Annotated in this window: 19 protein-coding genes; 5 read left to right on the plus strand and 14 right to left on the minus strand. The window is 47.5% G+C overall.

The genetic code is table 11. The features are described from left to right. Nucleotides 1–202: 202 nt before the first annotated feature. Nucleotides 203–685 (plus strand): PaaI family thioesterase, encoded by a 483-nt coding sequence (locus B9A32_RS19960; protein WP_084071752.1) that lies wholly within the window; start codon nucleotides 203–205, stop codon nucleotides 683–685. On the opposite strand, the gene B9A32_RS22225 is transcribed toward B9A32_RS19960, so the two are convergent. The 13 genes from B9A32_RS22225 to phnC all read right to left on the minus strand — a co-directional run bounded on the left by B9A32_RS22225 (nucleotide 686) and on the right by phnC (nucleotide 12,240). Beyond that, nucleotides 686–1,738, minus strand: a complete 1,053-nt coding sequence (locus B9A32_RS22225) for a transposase (protein WP_232367249.1) — start codon at nucleotides 1,736–1,738, stop codon at nucleotides 686–688. 278 nt (nucleotides 1,739–2,016) lie between these two features. Beyond that, complete coding sequence (phnN, locus tag B9A32_RS19970) at nucleotides 2,017–2,658, minus strand: phosphonate metabolism protein/1,5-bisphosphokinase (PRPP-forming) PhnN (RefSeq protein ID WP_084071755.1); 642 nt, start codon at nucleotides 2,656–2,658, stop codon at nucleotides 2,017–2,019. Then, nucleotides 2,655–3,356, minus strand: a complete 702-nt coding sequence (locus tag B9A32_RS19975; protein ID WP_212638035.1) for a DUF1045 domain-containing protein — start codon at nucleotides 3,354–3,356, stop codon at nucleotides 2,655–2,657. Before B9A32_RS19975 ends, phnN begins: the two co-directional genes overlap by 4 nt. An 8-nt stretch (nucleotides 3,357–3,364) precedes the next feature. Further along, complete coding sequence (gene phnL, locus B9A32_RS19980) at nucleotides 3,365–4,051, minus strand: phosphonate C-P lyase system protein PhnL (RefSeq protein WP_084071761.1); 687 nt, start codon at nucleotides 4,049–4,051, stop codon at nucleotides 3,365–3,367. A 30-nt stretch (nucleotides 4,052–4,081) separates the two neighbouring features. After that, a complete protein-coding gene (phnK, locus tag B9A32_RS19985) occupies nucleotides 4,082–4,873 on the minus strand; it encodes a phosphonate C-P lyase system protein PhnK (RefSeq protein ID WP_084071764.1) in 792 nt (263 codons plus the stop codon). Next, complete coding sequence (locus B9A32_RS19990) at nucleotides 4,863–5,816, minus strand: alpha-D-ribose 1-methylphosphonate 5-phosphate C-P-lyase PhnJ (RefSeq protein WP_084071767.1); 954 nt, start codon at nucleotides 5,814–5,816, stop codon at nucleotides 4,863–4,865. The genes phnK and B9A32_RS19990 overlap by 11 nt, the downstream gene beginning before the upstream one ends. Then, nucleotides 5,801–6,967, minus strand: coding sequence for a carbon-phosphorus lyase complex subunit (locus tag B9A32_RS19995; protein WP_084071769.1), 1,167 nt, complete (start codon nucleotides 6,965–6,967; stop codon nucleotides 5,801–5,803). The genes B9A32_RS19990 and B9A32_RS19995 overlap by 16 nt, the downstream gene beginning before the upstream one ends. Beyond that, entirely contained in the window at nucleotides 6,958–7,605 is a 648-nt protein-coding gene (gene phnH / locus B9A32_RS20000) for a phosphonate C-P lyase system protein PhnH (RefSeq protein WP_084071771.1), read from the minus strand. Before phnH ends, B9A32_RS19995 begins: the two co-directional genes overlap by 10 nt. Then, nucleotides 7,605–8,060: a phosphonate C-P lyase system protein PhnG gene (gene phnG / locus B9A32_RS20005; protein ID WP_084071774.1), complete on the minus strand. Its 456-nt coding sequence runs from the start codon at nucleotides 8,058–8,060 to the stop codon at nucleotides 7,605–7,607. The genes phnH and phnG overlap by 1 nt, the downstream gene beginning before the upstream one ends. An 18-nt stretch (nucleotides 8,061–8,078) precedes the next feature. Next, nucleotides 8,079–9,206 carry an alpha-D-ribose 1-methylphosphonate 5-triphosphate diphosphatase gene (locus B9A32_RS20010; protein WP_212638036.1) on the minus strand — a complete coding sequence of 376 codons (1,128 nt, stop codon included), beginning with the start codon at nucleotides 9,204–9,206 and terminating at the stop codon, nucleotides 8,079–8,081. A 64-nt stretch (nucleotides 9,207–9,270) separates the two neighbouring features. Further along, nucleotides 9,271–10,374, minus strand: coding sequence for a phosphonate ABC transporter, permease protein PhnE (gene phnE, locus B9A32_RS20015; RefSeq protein WP_212638037.1), 1,104 nt, complete (start codon nucleotides 10,372–10,374; stop codon nucleotides 9,271–9,273). A 97-nt stretch (nucleotides 10,375–10,471) separates the two neighbouring features. Then, complete coding sequence (gene phnD / locus B9A32_RS20020) at nucleotides 10,472–11,344, minus strand: phosphonate ABC transporter substrate-binding protein (protein ID WP_084071780.1); 873 nt, start codon at nucleotides 11,342–11,344, stop codon at nucleotides 10,472–10,474. A 44-nt stretch (nucleotides 11,345–11,388) separates the two neighbouring features. Further along, the gene (gene phnC / locus B9A32_RS20025) at nucleotides 11,389–12,240 is read right to left on the minus strand and encodes a phosphonate ABC transporter ATP-binding protein (protein ID WP_084071783.1); all 852 of its coding nucleotides are present in this window, start codon (nucleotides 12,238–12,240) and stop codon (nucleotides 11,389–11,391) included. Between the two features lie 244 nt (nucleotides 12,241–12,484). Here phnC and B9A32_RS20030 point away from each other — a divergent pair, with 244 nt between their 5' ends. Together B9A32_RS20030 and B9A32_RS20035 are read left to right on the plus strand one after the other, a co-directional pair. Then, the gene (locus tag B9A32_RS20030; RefSeq protein ID WP_084071786.1) at nucleotides 12,485–12,667 is read left to right on the plus strand and encodes a hypothetical protein; all 183 of its coding nucleotides are present in this window, start codon (nucleotides 12,485–12,487) and stop codon (nucleotides 12,665–12,667) included. A 56-nt stretch (nucleotides 12,668–12,723) separates the two neighbouring features. Next, nucleotides 12,724–13,773, plus strand: a complete 1,050-nt coding sequence (locus B9A32_RS20035; RefSeq protein WP_212638038.1) for a hypothetical protein — start codon at nucleotides 12,724–12,726, stop codon at nucleotides 13,771–13,773. Between the two features lies 1 nt (nucleotide 13,774). Here B9A32_RS20035 and B9A32_RS20040 read toward each other — a convergent pair whose 3' ends face one another. Then, nucleotides 13,775–14,272, minus strand: coding sequence for a thioredoxin family protein (locus B9A32_RS20040; protein ID WP_084071791.1), 498 nt, complete (start codon nucleotides 14,270–14,272; stop codon nucleotides 13,775–13,777). Between the two features lie 353 nt (nucleotides 14,273–14,625). Here B9A32_RS20040 and B9A32_RS20045 point away from each other — a divergent pair, with 353 nt between their 5' ends. Both B9A32_RS20045 and B9A32_RS20050 read left to right on the plus strand, forming a co-directional pair. After that, complete coding sequence (locus tag B9A32_RS20045; RefSeq protein ID WP_084071794.1) at nucleotides 14,626–15,006, plus strand: ArsR/SmtB family transcription factor; 381 nt, start codon at nucleotides 14,626–14,628, stop codon at nucleotides 15,004–15,006. Between the two features lie 20 nt (nucleotides 15,007–15,026). Continuing rightward, the gene (locus tag B9A32_RS20050; RefSeq protein ID WP_084071796.1) at nucleotides 15,027–15,482 is read left to right on the plus strand and encodes an arsenate reductase ArsC; all 456 of its coding nucleotides are present in this window, start codon (nucleotides 15,027–15,029) and stop codon (nucleotides 15,480–15,482) included. Nucleotides 15,483–15,606 lie beyond the last annotated feature (124 nt).

Raw genomic sequence — 15,606 nt, forward strand, 5'->3', positions numbered from 1 at the left:
TGACCTCCTTTCGCATTTGTATGTTATGGGAATCATTATACCGCGAATGGTGATTCAACAAAACCTTTTTGGTTCTGGCTTGTCCAGGTTAGGGATAAAAATAAATGGTTGTGGGGTTCTGGTTTTTAGTATTTTTTTTTGTAGGAAATCAGAACCCAACAATGTGTCAAATTGATTTCATCAATTAAAAATGAGGGATAACATGTCAACGCTGAACCCGGAACATATTAAATCAGTTATTGAAATAATAAACAAAGGACCATTTTTCATCCATATGGGTATGCGGGTGACTGAACTGGATACAGGTTCTTCAAAAGTAGTTGTCGACATCAGTAAAAATCATATGAATCCTTTTGGTGGCCTTCACGGAGGCGTATTTTCCTCTGTGCTTGATACAGCAGCGTATTGGTCTGCCTATTGCGATCTTCAGGAGGATCAGGGACTGGTTACAATTGATTTAAAAGTGGATCTTCTCGCCCCTGTCCTTGATAAAACTGTTATTGTGACCGGGAAAAGAATTAAATCAGGACGGACGTTGTTCCTTACAGAAGCCCAAATGTTCAATGGGACTGGAAAAGTCATAGCACACGGGACCTCAAAACTAATGGTGACTCAAGACAAGCAAACGATGAAAGATGTTGTTAATTTTGTTGCTGCCGATAAACTGCCGGAAAAATTTTTCTGATTATAACGGATTTGGGGGACCCATTCCCAAACCTCCCAAAGAAGCTGAAATCAAAAGATTTTGCAGCCAGTTCTCATGGAGTGCCCAGGCACGTATGCTCAAATTGGCAGATTCTATCGTGCCATGAAAATACTGAGTGCTGAACAAATGGCGGTCCATCCGCTGCATTAACCTGTCAATCATGTTACTCGTTCGATGTGCGTCAGGAAAATCATAGGCTTGGGAAAACTGTGGCAGATTATCCTTAAGCTTTTTGATTTTATCTGAAATAACCTCAGGTATCTTATTTTTTGTATTTTGACACCGTTCGGAAAGCCTCCGTACTCTCTGTGAGAATGCTCTTTTGGACTCTGCCCTGAAGCAATCCCATAACTTGGTAGCCACATCCAGGAAATGCTCCTTGTATTTTTTGCGTGAGCGGTCACGGATGCCTATGAAAATGTGTAAAAAGCAGGATACCACGGCTATTCCCGGGAATAATTTTTTCCAGGCATTTTGGGTTGATAGCCATCCATCTGTATTTACGGTATCTGGCCGATATTCCGGATTAACGCATGCTGCTTCTTTCTTAAAAACACTGTATGCCTTTTTAAGGTCTTCTTCAGAGGCACTTTCAGAAACACTGGCTCCTAAAATACAGCCACTTCCGGCGGTCGTAGCAATGTAGGTTTTATTACCCAATAGCCGGGTGTGCTTTTCATCAACAGAAAGGTGCCGGGGTAAATGTTCTGCTGATTTGATGGTAGTTCCCAAAAGACTGTTCCTGCCAAGGGATGCTTCAAGTCGATACCAAAACATGGGATTCTTTCCAAAGCAGTGGCTCAGAGCCCAAAACGGAACTGCAAACTTACGTAAAAACAGAGGACTTTCAACGTCTTCTACAAACCCAGTCATATATGGCATGACAAAAGACGGCCTGATGGTATAGCTGACACCGGCCACCAACACTCTTCTGGTTTTTATTTTCATTTTTTTTGAGAATCTAATCTCTTTCATTTTGTAACCGGAACTGATTTTAGCGGGAAAAAGCTCAGGATTTTCCTTGATTGCCAAGTCGACTACCATCCGGAATTGCATTGGATGTTGGATAAGGATGTAATATTGTGCTTGACAAAAGTGCATACAAATAGTTCGATTCATGCGGGGGGTGGTATCTGAAGCTGGAGTCATCATAAATCCTTTTGTTAAAAGTTGTGTTTGGCGATTCAGTTTTGTTACAAAAGATCAATCTTTCCAGCTTATTTTACTGTCCCCGACACCAGTCCCCCAAATCCATTATAATCAGAAACGCTTAATCAACTCCAATTTCCTAATAAATCAAGTATTTTATATTATTTTTCAAACATGCAAGAATCTAACCGAGCATCACTGGTTTTTCTTTGGGCTTTACTTAAAAACAGGTTTGCCGCAGCTTCAGGGGTAGATTCATTCTCAATGGGAATGAGGCTTTTGTGGTCGATTGAAAAATTTTTCAATCTATGCAGACGTCTGTTTATTTCAGCCTCCGGTTCCCGTCCCCTTGTTTTAAGGCGCTGCAGAACCGTGGCCTCGGAGGCGGTGACGAGTACAGGAATAATATCCGGGAAAACCTTTTCCGCTTTAGGGAAATAGCCTCTTGAACCGTTCACGATAACATCCCAGCCCTCATCCATAATGGAAAATATTCGGGCAGAGATACCGTAGAAGAATCCGTGGCTTTGCCAGGCAAAGGCAAAAAAACCTTCCTGCCGCTTCTTTTGAAATGTCTCCTTTGATAGTTCTATATGGGTTTCCCCTCCGTCTGTTACAGGACGGGTGATATACCGGGTCGCAAAGAAGACTTCACCATTTTTTATCTCCCGCAGAGTGTTGAGAATTGTATCCTTGCCAACACCCGACGGGCCCATGAAGTAAAAGAGTCTGCCGGAGGCGGATTTTCCCCCGGATATTTTTGTCCGCTCCGGTGTGGATACGGGATCCATAAACATTTTCATGACTCCCCCCGGAGGCGGTAGTCTTTGATCATAAAAAACGGATCATTTCTTGTCTGCTGCTGAAAGAGGGAAATTCGATCAACACAGAGACCCTCATCCCTGAAACTTGCTGTCATTTTGCCCAGCAATCTGAAGCAGGCGTTTTTTTCATCCTCTGCCAGGTTGCCCGTGAGGGTTAAGTGGAATTTGAAAGCGTCCAAAACAAAAGGATAGCTGTAACGGAAAAGATATTCCTCTTCCCGGCCGGACAGGCCGCGGGCAAGAAAACGCTCCCTGTCATAGTCAGACAGGGGGGCGTTCAGTTGGTTGAACTCCTCGGTCAGTCTTGTGTGCAGCTGGCGGAGTTGTTTGGGTTCTTCCCCCGGCACAAGGGCGATGAAATCCCCTATGGTCTCTAATTCAAATGACTTAATGGCAAAGGCCGGAAACCTGAGACTGAACTCAGTTAATGCTGCATCCAGATCATGGAACTTATAATCTGAATGAAGTTCAAAAGGGGCTTTCAAAGTGCCGTGGAAACCGTAATGTTTCGGCGCATTGATGATTTTTTGATACTGCGCTTCTGTAAGGTCTGCCCCTGGTTTCCCATCCTCCATTTTCCGGGCTGTCCGCCCCAGCCATAGCCGGCCGAAACGGCCGGGCCTGCCCTTTTCGTCCGGGGCAAAGTAGACGGCATAACGGGATCTGGTAACATCCACGGTCATTTTTATGCAGCTCCCATCTCGACAATTTTGTTTGATACCGCTTCACGCACCTCATCATCATGGAAAATACCAACCACGGCAGTCCCTTCTTTTTTTGCCTCTTCAATCAATTCAACCACAACCATTCGGTTTGCCGCATCAAGGGAGGCTGTTGGTTCATCAAGCAGGAGAATCGGGTATTTCACGGCAAATCCCCTGGCAATATTTACCCGCTGCTGTTCGCCGCCGGAAAAGGTTGCCGGCGCCAGTGACCAGAGTCTTTGGGGGATATTGAGCCTTTCCAGAAGCTCTTTTGCCCGGAGCGTTGCCCCGCTTTCATCCCCGTATACCTCACGGTGGGCAGAGGCAACGATGTCAAAGGTGGACACCCTCGGGATCACCCGTAAAAACTGACTTACATAGCCCATGGTATGCTTTCTGATTTCAACTACCAGCCTTGGCGTCGCCCGGGTGATATCGATCATTTCGTTATCGTGGCGGATGTTTACAGCGCCTGAAACCGGCTTGTAATTGGCGTATAACGAACGCAGAAGGGTTGACTTGCCGGAACCGGACCGGCCAAAAAGTGCCACGCACTGCCCCTTTTCAACCTTAAAATTCAATTTTTCAAACACATCAATGACGGCCCCGCCCTGGTTATGGAGGATGAACCTCTTTTCAAGGCCGAGGACCTCTATCATTTTAATCATTATTGTAACCTCACGTAGTTAAGCAGGAATCTATACAAGAATCGAGGACACCAGAAGCTGGGTGTATGGATGATGGGGATCATCAAGGACCTGGTCCGTTAACCCCGTCTCCACCACTTGACCGCGCTTCATCACCATAATCCTGTGGGCCAGAAGCCTCGCCACACCAAGGTCATGGGTCACCAGAACAACGGCCAGTCCCAGATCCGCCGTGATATTTCGCAGCAGGTCAAGCAGCTTTGCCTGGACTGAGACATCAAGTCCGCCCGTGGGTTCGTCCATGAAAATAAGACTGGGTCCCGAGACAAGGTTTCTTGCGATCTGCAGCCGCTGCTGCATTCCGCCGGAGAAGGTTCTGGGCTGGTGATCAATTCTGCAGGGATCAATTTCAACCCGTTCCAGCCATTGTTCCGCCTGGCTTCTGATTTCGCCGTAATGGCGGCTGCCGGTTCCCATCAGACGTTCGCCGATATTGGCTCCGGCACTGACATTGCCCCTCAGTCCGTCCCGGGGATTCTGGTGGACATAGCCCCATTCCGTTCTGGCCAGATGCCTTCTGACCGGCTCCTTGGCCCCGTGAACATCAATTGTTCCGTTGTTTCGTGAGCGGTAGCGCACCTCTCCCGCGTTAATACCTGTTTTGCCGGAAATGCAATTGAGAAGGGTTGATTTGCCTGAACCCGACTCGCCCACAATCGCCAAAATCTCGCCCGGGTAGAGATCAAGGGAGATGTTGAGGCATGCGGCCAGGTCACCGTAAAATTTGCTGATATTTTGTACCTGTAAAAGAGGCGTTTGTTTTAGTCTTTTTCTAACTCGCATTTCTCTCTCCTTGTTCATCTGAAATCCTGTCATCCGCAAAAGGCCCTTTATGCCCTGCTTCACAACGACGCTGGCAGTAGTCGCTGTCAGAGCAGACAAACATCTTGTCGCCGTCATCATTTAGGATGATCTCGTCAAGGTAACTGGTGGTTGCCCCGCAGAGGCCGCAGCAATCTTCCCATTTCTGCACTTCAAAGGGGTAGTCTTCAAAATCGAGGCTTGTGACCTTGGTGTAGGGAGGGATGGCATAAATTCTCTGCTCGCGTCCGGCCCCGAAAAGCTGGAGGGCCGGGCTCATATCAAGTTTTGGGTTATCAAATTTGGGGATGGGTGAAGGAGAGATGATATATCCCCCATCAACCAGGGCCGGATAATCAAAGCTGGTGGCAATCCGGCCGTGCCGGGCAATGTCCTCGTAAAGCTTCACGTGCATGGCGCCGTATTCCGAATGGGCGTGCATCTTTCGTGTTTCGGTCTCCCTGGGTTCAACCCACCTGAGGGGTTCCGGGACGGGCACCTGGTACACCATGGTGTGAGCCCTGGTCAATTTATCCTCCGGGATTCTGTGCCTGGTCTGGATGATGGTCGCCTCACTGGTTTTCTCTGTTGTGGCAACCCCGGCCATTTTGGCAAAGAATCCGCGGATGGAGACGGCGTTGGTGGTGTCGTCAGCACCCTGGTCAATCACTTTTAGCACATCCGCTTTACCGATAATTGAGGCGGTGATCTGAATTCCGCCGGTACCCCAGCCGTAGGGCATGGGCATTTCGCGGCTTGAAAAGGGCACCTGATAGCCGGGGATGGCCACGGCTTTTAAGATGGCCCTGCGGACCATTCGTTTGGTCTGCTCATCGAGAAACGCGTGATTGTAACCTGGTTCGTTTTCTATTTTTGCTATATCCGAAAGCAAGGCTTCTGTATCATTATTTACATTACGTTGCATGTTTCCCCTTGCCCTTTATCGTTTTGCGCTGTCTGGTCCATGAGACGTTTCCTCTTTTCAACTCGTACTTCCCATTCGTCTCTCATGCGCCTGAGGACTTCAAGTTCACCCTGAAAATCAACATGGTGGGGAAGTTTCAGGTGTTCAACAAAACCTGTGGCCTGCACATTATCGGAGTGGGAGAGAACAAATTCTTCGTCCTGCACAGGGCTTTCGATATCCTCGCCGAGCTCTCGGCATCTGAGTGCCCTATCCACCTGGGCCATGGAAATCACCTTTCGCTCTCCGTAACCAAAAACCAATCCGTAACCCCGGGCAAACTGGGGAGGCGCTTTATCAGAGCCGCTGTAGACGGAAACCACATCCCCCTCCGTGACGGTTATCTCTCCGATACAAACGGTAAATCCCAATTCCTCAGGGACAATTTCAACGTCCACTTCACCCACCCGCAGCTCAACCACAAAGGGGTGTCCGCCTGTGGAAGCAAAGCCCCTTTCGCTGGAATATCCCATGGAGAGGATAAATCCCTCATCGGCCCGGACAAGGTTTTGAAGCCGCACATCCCGGTCCACGGGGAACAGAAGCGGTTCCCTGGTCAAATCACCCGGCAGTTCATATTTGGTCCGGTCGGCCAGCTTTTCAACCAGTCCTTCCTTATCGAGAAAATCCACGATTCTTGAAATGGGCGGGTTATCTTCTCTGTCCTCCCCGCAATCCCCGGCGCAATCCTCTTCAGGTTCTTTTTCTTCCAAAAGGGAAAAATCGAGCAAACGGTGGGTATAGTCAAAGGTCGGCCCCAGCATCTGGCCGCCGGGAGCATCCTTGAAAGCGGCTGAAATCCGCCGTGTTATATCAATTTTATCGGTGTTTATGGGCCGGGTGGAGATAAAGCGGGGAAGCGTTGTCCGGTAGGCCCGGAGCAGGAATATCCCCTCGATGAGATCCCCGCAGGCCTGCTTTATGGCAAGGGCTGCAAGCTCGGGGTCGTAAAGTGAGCCTTCGGTCATCACCCTGTCCACCGCGTGGGGAAGCTGTTCCTGTATCTGCCTTACGGAAAGTTCCTTTACGCCTACATCGCCCCGCCTTTTTTTTCCCAGGGCTTTGTGGGCGTTTTTTATGGCCCTTTCACCGCCTTTTACTGCTACGTACATATTTTAAGATTCCTGATGCTTGTTGTTCTTGTTAAACAGACAAGGGATGTCTCACCGGTTACCACGGCATCAACCCCCATGGGGAATATGGTTTTATTACCTTCCATGTAATCGATCAGTTCCCCTTTTAACCCCGTCACTGAAAAATGATTTGCCTCCATGATACCAGGGCCTGTTGCCCGGTAGTTCACACCTTTTTGGAGACTTTGGGCCTCAAAAATGATGGTGGCTGACTTATCAGGGCATTCCGGTGTGCCCACCGGAAAGATATCCAGCCCGGGAAAAGGTGACTCCTTGGTTATTATGGCGAAGTCGGCTTTTGCAGCCTCTGTGTTTTTCACGATCGGACAGCCGCAATGAAATTTGAGCCAGTCCGCAAGCTGTTTGCCGGAATCAGACAGCCACACCCGGGTGTCGCTGTCAAAAAGTGTCAGGCAGACAGCCGCCGTCGCCGGATGAATGGCAGCCGGATTATCGCAGGGCACATCCACATTCTTCACCGACCCGGGTGAGGCCATGGCGTCCATGATAATCTTAAATACCTTCTGGCTGTCAAAAACCGGGTCTGTGAACCCGGCCCCGAAAGGCGCATTTGAGCCAGCCGGGATCTCTTGCCGTTTATGGGCTGCATTTTCCATCAATTGTCCTCTCCCCGTACCATGGTAAAAAAATCAACCTTTGTTGAACCGGTCTCTTGGGCCTTTTGCTGTTTCTTTTCCTCCAGTTTCTTTGCAATGGGTTCAAGCAGGCTTTTTTGCAGGTCTTCATGGTGTTCAGGATCCTGTAGAAGGGCGTCAAAAACGGCCATCATCACTGCATGACGTTTTTTTCTCCCGGAAACGTATCCGTAGCCAGTATATCCGCCCATAGATACGACGCACCGAGTCAGGGGAATTTCTCCAAAGTTAAAGGGCTTTCCATTACCGCAGGCCCTGGCCTGTATCATGGCCAGTCCGACCTCGGGCTGCTTTAGAAATTTGTAGCCCGGAACGCGTTCGAGCATGTTCAGTTGGCGTTCAAGCATTCCGGTGGGAGAGAGGGCAAGAAGCCTCATCCAGTTTTGTTTTTCTTCTGTAGTATAGAGTGTTTTCATGTTCAAATTTTTTCCAGTTTAAAAAACATTTTTTCCGGCGCGCCAGACCGACCGGACCATGGGCGTATCACCAATAATGGAGATCCTGGCCAGGTCTGCCAACCTGCCGGCCTCAATAGTACCCCGGTCATCAAGACCGAGGAATTTTGCCGGATTTGCGGTTACCGTGGCAAAGGCATCATGGAGGTCCAGCCCGACCTCTGAGTGGAGAAGATAGGCGCCGTGGAGAAGGCTTACCGGCACATAGTCTGAGGAGAGAATATTCAAAAGCCCTTGCCTGGCCAGTTCCCGTGCCGAAACATTACCGGAGTGGGATCCGTTTCTGACCACATTGGGCGCCCCCATGATGATGCCAAGGCCATGTTTTTTGGCCTGCTGCGCCGCTTCAACCGTAGTTGGAAATTCAGAGAGCACAAGGCCCTCATTCTTTGCCTGGTATACATGTTCCGGGGTGGTATCATCATGGCTTGCCAGAGGAATGTTGCGCGCGTGGCAGAGCCGGATAATTTCCTGCCGGTAAACATCGGCATTTTTATCCTGCTGGAAAACAAGCTCGTCTTTAATCCTTCCAAACTCTTCTTCGGAGAGTTTTTCCAGCTTGTAATACTCTTTGTACTTGTCAATATTACAGAACTGCCGTTGCCCCGGAGTATGATCCATAAGGGAGACCAGTTTCAGGTTGGGCTCATCCACATGGGGCAGAAACATGTCCATCACATAGGGATCACAGACCTCACAACGCAGGTGCAGGAGGTGATCGGCCCGCAGAAGTCCCTTTTGTTTGCTCTCCTTGATGGCGGCAATGGACATGGTGAGCATCTCGTGCCTGAGTTTTGATTCCTCGAACTGGCCACAGGAAACAGAGTCAAGCACTGTGGTGATCCCCGAGGAGATGAGGCTTGAATCATGGGAGTGCAAGGCCAGCATGCGGGAAGGCCATATCACGCCGGGGCGTGGCTGGAAATCGCCCTCAAGATTATCGGTATGCAGTTCAATGAGCCCCGGGATGATGTAATCACCGGCACAATCAATGGTTTCAAAATTTCCGGAAGGGCTTTTTGGGGCCAGGTCATCAATTTTTCCGTCACGGACCGTGAGGGTGCCTTCCACGACACCCTCCGGAGTGACGAATTTTGCGTCAGTCAAGCAAAACATGTTTGACATTTTTTAACAACTCCTAACCCGTATTTGCAACGGGCAACTCTTTTGATTAAACAAATTTCTTTCTTAGTATTCCGCACAGGTAATCGATGACGGTTACGGTGAAGATCACCAGCAGCATAATGGTGCATACTTCCCGGTACATATAACCGTTAATTTTGTCAAAAATGAGATAGCCGATTCCCCCTGCGCCCACAAACCCCAGGATGCTGGCGCTTCTCACGTTGGATTCAAACCGGAGCAGGCTGTAGCTGACGATAAGGGGCATCACCTGGGGAAGAACCGCAAATGCGATTATCTGCACAGGGCTTGCACCGCTGGCCTCCACCGCCTCCACCTGCCCCGGATCAATGGTCTCGATGCCTTCGCTGAACACCTTGCCGAGCACCCCAAAGGTATGTATGGCAAGGGCCAATACCCCTGCAAAAGGGCCGAGACCGATGACGGCGACAAATATGAGTGCCATAACGAACTCGTTGAACCCTCGGCAGAAATCAAGCAGGCGCCGCATGAAAAACCAGATGATTTCCCGGAGGGCGTTGGCCCGTCCGCTGTTGCTTGAAATAAAAAGTTTGAGCGTGTTTCTGGCGGCAAACATCGAAAGGGGTACCGCTACAACAAAGGCAAAAAGTGTCCCCCAAATGGCCATGGCAATGGTTTCGATGAGGGATTTTGTGTACATGTAAAGCTTATCGGGCCGTATTTCCGGCGGAAAATAGCCGCCTCTCTTTTCATCAAGGAGTCTTGCGAACTCCTCTTCCATGATTTTTTCTTTTTTGGCAGGGTCCATTTGGGCAAGCTCTGTTTTAGCAACGGCAGCGACCCGGGTGGAGAATTCTATGGGGTTATCTATGCCCTCTTTTTTCATGGCCTGCCGAACGGTTCGGGATACCTCCTGCTCTATGATAATTTTGGGCAATTTTTTCGCCTGTCTTCTGGCAGAGTCCCGGTCAGCCTGTGTAACCTCATGGCCAAAGAGGTAGGCGATTCCGTTTTCCCTTTTTTCAATCAGTTTGACAGGATCAATGCTGCAGTAAACATAGGTTACCGCCAGGACAACCAGGGTAATCAGCCAGAGCGCTGTCCGTGCAAGTTTGGGAAGCATGCCCCTTTGGGGCATAAGATCTTGAAGCGTTGCTGTTGTTGTGTTCAATTGACTATCCTAAAAAAATGATGTTTTTTTCGGGGATCTGAAGCGCTTTTCCATCCTCAAACCCGCTTTACGGGGATGAAAAAGCGCTGGCAACTACTTAGTTTTTAGCTGCAAGCTCATTTTTTAAACGTTTCATGTAGCGGATAACATCATAGGTTGCATCGTTGGTGTAACGGTATCCGCCGTTTTGAAGTTTTTCTTTGGCACCCGGAAGCTCGTTGAACATAAGCATAGCACCGGTGAAAGCGGCCTTGAGGCTGGTTGGAAGGTCTTTTCTGGCTGCCATCGGCGCCCCGGGGATAAGCTCTGATCTCCAGAGAATTCTGAAATCATTCATGGAAACCTGGCCTTTCTCAATCATTCTGTTCAGGTCGATATCGTTGGTGGCCGCAACCTCAATTTTGCCGTTTTTGACGGCAAGAATAGAGTTACCATGGGCACCGGAAAAACTCACCTTGGAGAAATACTTGTTAGGATCGACTTTTAAATCCCGTGCAAAAAGCACATTCGGTACAAGGTAGCCGGAAGTGGAGTTGGGGTCAGTGAAACAGAATGTCTTGTCCTTAATATCATCAATGGTTTTAATTTTAGAATTTGCCTGGGTGATCAGAAGACCAGTGTAACCGGCCATGCCCTTATCATTCAGCTCAAGAACCAGTGCCTCTGCATTGGCCTTTTCTGCGGCTTCGATGTAAGATTTCGGTCCGAAATAGGCAAAATCAATGTGCTTGTGCGCCATGGCGGTGATGATTCCCGCATAGTCCGAGGCAGAAAACGGTTCAATCTCCATACCAAGGGCTGACTCCAGAAAGTCGGTCAGGGGCTTGAAGCGTTCAAGGCTTCCCGACCCACCTTCGGTTGGAATGAAACCGATTTTGATTTTTTTAGGCCAACCGTTTCCGGCAATGAGCGGGTTTGAAAACGCACACAACAAAGTTGTAACCATGAGAGCTAAAAGTAATTTACGCATTTTTTCTCCTTTTGAGTAATATTTTTAAATTTTTCCATGCCTGTTTAAACATAATTTGCGACCATGAGACACTCCTCGCCGAATGCCTCATTGATTTTTGCGCCGTATATATTGGTGACTTCATCTTCTGTGAGGTCAGTGGATGTGCCGTCAAACACAATTCCGCCCTGTTTCATACCCAGGATCCTCTTGCCGTAACGTCTGGCAAAATCAATGTGGTGGATATTGACCAGGACCGGGATATTTCGCGTCTCATGGATTTTAAGAAGAATATCCATAACAACCTCTGCACTGTGGGGGTCAAGACTTGCGATGGGTTCATCAGCCAAGAATATCTCCGGTTCCTGAGCAAGGGTTCTTGCAATGGCGACCCGTTGCTGCTGGCCGCCGGAGAGCGTATCCGCCCGATGAAAAGCGAGATGCGCAATGCCGACCTGTTTAAGGCAGTCGAAGGCAAATTCCTTATCCTCATTATTAAAAATACTACAGAGACTTTTTGTTTTTGAACAGGGTGTGGAATTGAACCGAAGCCTGCCGACCAGCACGTTTTGAATTACACTAAGACGCCTTACAAGGTGAAATTGTTGAAAAATCATGCCGACCTTTCTTCTCACACCGGTTTTCTTGCGGCCGTTCACCGAAGTGATATCTTCACCCAACAGGGTGACGGTACCGCTTGTCGGCTTAATGAGGCGGTTAAATATCCGCAAAAAAGAAGATTTGCCGGCACCGGATGAGCCGATGATGGAAATAAAATCACCGTTCTTAATATCAAGGCTGACATTATCAACTGCCTTTGTCCCGTTCGGATAAACCATGCTGAGTTTGTCTGTAATAATTGCCGAAACAATGTCTGAAGTATTTTGTCTCAGGCTGTTTATATTTCTGACTCCCATTTTCTTTTCTCCTGCGAATTATCTATTTCTAAATCCGGCTGTAATATCTGGCCGCAACTCGTTTTATTAGGTAACATGTTTACAAAAGAAAGATTTATATTTAATTAGTCTGATATTAAACTTTCGTTATGGATGATTGAAAAGGGCGCATTCCCATTTTCCCGGTTTTAAAAAGGTCTATCTTTTAGAGCAAAAAACATGATATCCTCTGCTCTGCTGAAATAAACATAAATGGATTGTGCTGATGAAAAAAGCTGAAGAATGTAATACAGTTGATGAAGTCCTTGCTTGCCTTAAAGAACTGGAAGAAGATCCAACCCGCTTGGTTCGTAACGCTAAAGAATTGGAACAGATGGAGCTGGAAATCCTTGAGTATACAAATCGGATAAGCGCCTTGCTTTTAAAAAAAAGATCCAAACCTCAGTAGATTCCTCTGAACAGGCCAATCAGGAAAAAGAATTGATGTCCAGTTGGCCGGGGCGGATGAAAAGCGAAGGGTTTGAGACCGTTTGGATTCAGCTTTGTACAGGTAGCTCGGTTGATATACGTGTACGATACTATAGAAGATCCTGTGACCGCCGCAATGGGAAAAGATATAAAGGTGCATACGCTGGTTTAATCCTTCTTGGAATCCATGATCGCTGTTCGCCTGCTCTGGCTTCTATGGTGAGTTCTTGGTCGGCCTTATTGAGTTCTTTTGAAGAAGTCCGTCAAGTGCTTTGTGACCGTGGTATGACGTTGGATCTAAAGGTTATCCGTAAATTGACCTATCGATACGCAGAGCGGGCTCGATCCGAGCAACAAGCGGGTCGAATTCCATTAAATGATGGAGACTTACTTGAGGGTCGGCGAGTCGTTATCAGCACTGATGGTGGACGTACACGGCTCAGAGAAAAGAAAAGGAGTCCAAAAACCAAAAAAGATAGAACCCGATTTCGTGGTGCATGGCGAGAACCCAAGCTTTTGATCATTTATGTAGTGGATGCCCAGGAAAAGCAAGAGAAAAGCTTCTCACCATTTATTGATGGCTGTTTCAACGGTCCGGATGGTGTATTCCACTTGTTAAGGGGGTATTTGAGCTCCCTTCATATTCAGGACTCAGACAAAATACTGTTTGTTGCAGATGGAGCGCATTGGATTTGGAATCGAATCCCCGGACTGGTAAAAGCATTGGGTTTGGATCCTAAGCGGGTGTATGAACTTTTTGATTTTTACCATGCCGTGGAACATTTGGGTACAGTAGCAGGCTTAAGGAAGACTTGGTCGTCCAAGGAGCGCAAACGCTGGGTGTCGAAACAACGAGGGCGCCTGCTTAAAGGAAAGGCAGTTGAAGTAGTACAGGCCGTCCAGAAACTTTGCAGAGGCAGAAACAGTAAGGCTATCAAGACGGAACGGGATTATTTTGTGCGCAATGAAAAGAGACTTGATTTCTCAACCGTAAAAGCGTTGAGCTTGCCCATTGGCAGCGGTGCTATTGAAAGTTCAATTCGGAGAGTGGTGAATTTACGTCTTAAGGGAGTCAGATCTTACTGATTTACCACTTACAAAACTCAGACAGCCATATTTTATGGGTGGCATATCGGATAAACGGTAAATTGAAAGCTGCTGACTCCCTAAAGGCCCATGCATCTCTTGATATCAGGAGAATGCAGAAAAAATGATTATGCTGCGATCGTTTTATAAAGCTGGACGTTGGAACTGCCTGAAGCAGATGGCAAACACACATAATCCAGTGCCAGCGGCATAACCGGGAAAATGGGAATGCGCCCCCGTAGCCTGCAATTTCTTTCATGTCTGTGACATGTTCGAGGTCCGCTTCAACACCCATTTCCTTTATCAATTCCATCAATGTCATCTCAAGCCTGTCACAATTCGGGCACCCGGCTCCCAGCACCTTGATTTCTATCTCTTCCAATGGCTCCGGGGGGACCGGATCTCCCACAAATTTTTTGTATTCACGGATAAGGGCTTTTTCGTATTGTTCATATGCCCCGGAGGGGATGTAGTTTTTCTTTGACAGCTGCTTAGTCATCTCAGAAGCAATATCGTGATCAGACAGTGCCCCATATCCGACACATCCTTCAGTGTCTCTTCAAAACCGACAAGGCCGGTCTTATGCTTAGCAACTTTAATTTGTGTTACAGACACCATGTCTTTCTCCTTTTTAAATCGTCGAAACGGAATATATAGATTCATATAATCATTGTCAAGCGCTATGAGAAAAAAATAGTTTTATAGTCATCAAGCTCTATTAACATTGTCATAACCCAACAATATTAGGGGTTAAAAAATCGTTAGACTATAATTTTTTATTGATTCAAAGATGAATATCGGCTATATTAATTAGCCATTTGGCTAATCATGAATTGAGATTGGTGTTATTTTATGGATAAAACACTGGCTGTGCTTAAAGCGATATCAGACAAAAACAGGCTGAGGATATTGAGTGTCCTTTTGGTGCACGAGGAATTATGCGCCTGCCAGATCACCGAATTTTTAAAGGTTGCAGGGGCAACGGCATCCCGTCACTTGAGCCAGATGGTGAATGCTGGCGTGCTTGAAAACCGTAAACAGGGAAGATGGGTATATTTCCGGTTAAACAGGGACGAGTCTTCGTTAGCTCCTCTTTTCAAGTGGATTAATCGAAAAGTTGAAAACACGACACAGGTAACACAGGATCTGAAAGCATTGGAGAAAATACTGTGTGTCCCCTGTGAAAACTTAAGCCGTAAACAAAGAAATGGCGGTCATTGCGCCAAAGTATAAAAATAAAGGAAAGGTAATTTATGAGCGAAAAATTCAAACTACTATTCCTCTGCACGGGGAATTCATGCCGGAGCCAGATGGCCGAAGGCTGGACCCGTAAATTAAAAGGTGACCGTATTGAGGTGTATTCAGCCGGTGTTGAAACACACGGTCTTAACCCCAATGCTGTAAAGGTGATGGCTGAAGCCGGTGTAGATATCGCAAACCGCAAATCAAAACTGGTAGATGAGTTTAGGGATACGGAGCTGGATGCAGTGATCACGGTCTGCGGCAACGCCCATGAAACCTGTCCTTATTTCCCGCCCCGGTGCAAGGTTATCCATGTCGGCTTTGACGATCCACCCAAAATGGCCCAGGCGCTTGCAGCAAAGGGTGAAAATGAGGAACGGCAATTGGATTGCTATCGAAAAATCAGAGATGAAATACGGACATTTGTCGAAAAACTGCCTGAAAATATAAACAATAGGATTGTGTAATCAATACAGGAGAAAAAAATGAGTACAAACCCTAACCTGGACAAGCCAGAACCAAAAAGGTTTTGTTGAATCACCATTCGCGGTATAATGATTCCCATAACATACAAATGCGAAAGGAGGTCAA

The organism is Desulfocicer vacuolatum DSM 3385 (assembly GCF_900176365.1).
Lineage (GTDB): Bacteria > Desulfobacterota > Desulfobacteria > Desulfobacterales > Desulfobacteraceae > Desulfocicer > Desulfocicer vacuolatum.

Bases quoted from the DNA above. Each gene is read 5' to 3' on its own strand.
- B9A32_RS19960 (WP_084071752.1), top strand. From the start codon at position 203: ATGTCAACGCTGAACCCGGAACATATTAAATCAGTTATTGAAATAATA.
- phnN (WP_084071755.1), bottom strand. From the start codon at position 2,658: ATGAAAATGTTTATGGATCCCGTATCCACACCGGAGCGGACAAAAATA.
- phnL (WP_084071761.1), bottom strand. From the start codon at position 4,051: ATGATTAAAATGATAGAGGTCCTCGGCCTTGAAAAGAGGTTCATCCTC.
- phnK (WP_084071764.1), bottom strand. From the start codon at position 4,873: ATGCGAGTTAGAAAAAGACTAAAACAAACGCCTCTTTTACAGGTACAA.
- B9A32_RS19990 (WP_084071767.1), bottom strand. From the start codon at position 5,816: ATGCAACGTAATGTAAATAATGATACAGAAGCCTTGCTTTCGGATATA.
- B9A32_RS19995 (WP_084071769.1), bottom strand. From the start codon at position 6,967: ATGTACGTAGCAGTAAAAGGCGGTGAAAGGGCCATAAAAAACGCCCAC.
- phnH (WP_084071771.1), bottom strand. From the start codon at position 7,605: ATGGAAAATGCAGCCCATAAACGGCAAGAGATCCCGGCTGGCTCAAAT.
- phnG (WP_084071774.1), bottom strand. From the start codon at position 8,060: ATGAAAACACTCTATACTACAGAAGAAAAACAAAACTGGATGAGGCTT.
- phnD (WP_084071780.1), bottom strand. From the start codon at position 11,344: ATGCGTAAATTACTTTTAGCTCTCATGGTTACAACTTTGTTGTGTGCG.
- phnC (WP_084071783.1), bottom strand. From the start codon at position 12,240: ATGGGAGTCAGAAATATAAACAGCCTGAGACAAAATACTTCAGACATT.
- B9A32_RS20030 (WP_084071786.1), top strand. From the start codon at position 12,485: ATGAAAAAAGCTGAAGAATGTAATACAGTTGATGAAGTCCTTGCTTGC.
- B9A32_RS20035 (WP_212638038.1), top strand. From the start codon at position 12,724: ATGAAAAGCGAAGGGTTTGAGACCGTTTGGATTCAGCTTTGTACAGGT.
- B9A32_RS20040 (WP_084071791.1), bottom strand. From the start codon at position 14,272: ATGACTAAGCAGCTGTCAAAGAAAAACTACATCCCCTCCGGGGCATAT.
- B9A32_RS20045 (WP_084071794.1), top strand. From the start codon at position 14,626: ATGGATAAAACACTGGCTGTGCTTAAAGCGATATCAGACAAAAACAGG.
- B9A32_RS20050 (WP_084071796.1), top strand. From the start codon at position 15,027: ATGAGCGAAAAATTCAAACTACTATTCCTCTGCACGGGGAATTCATGC.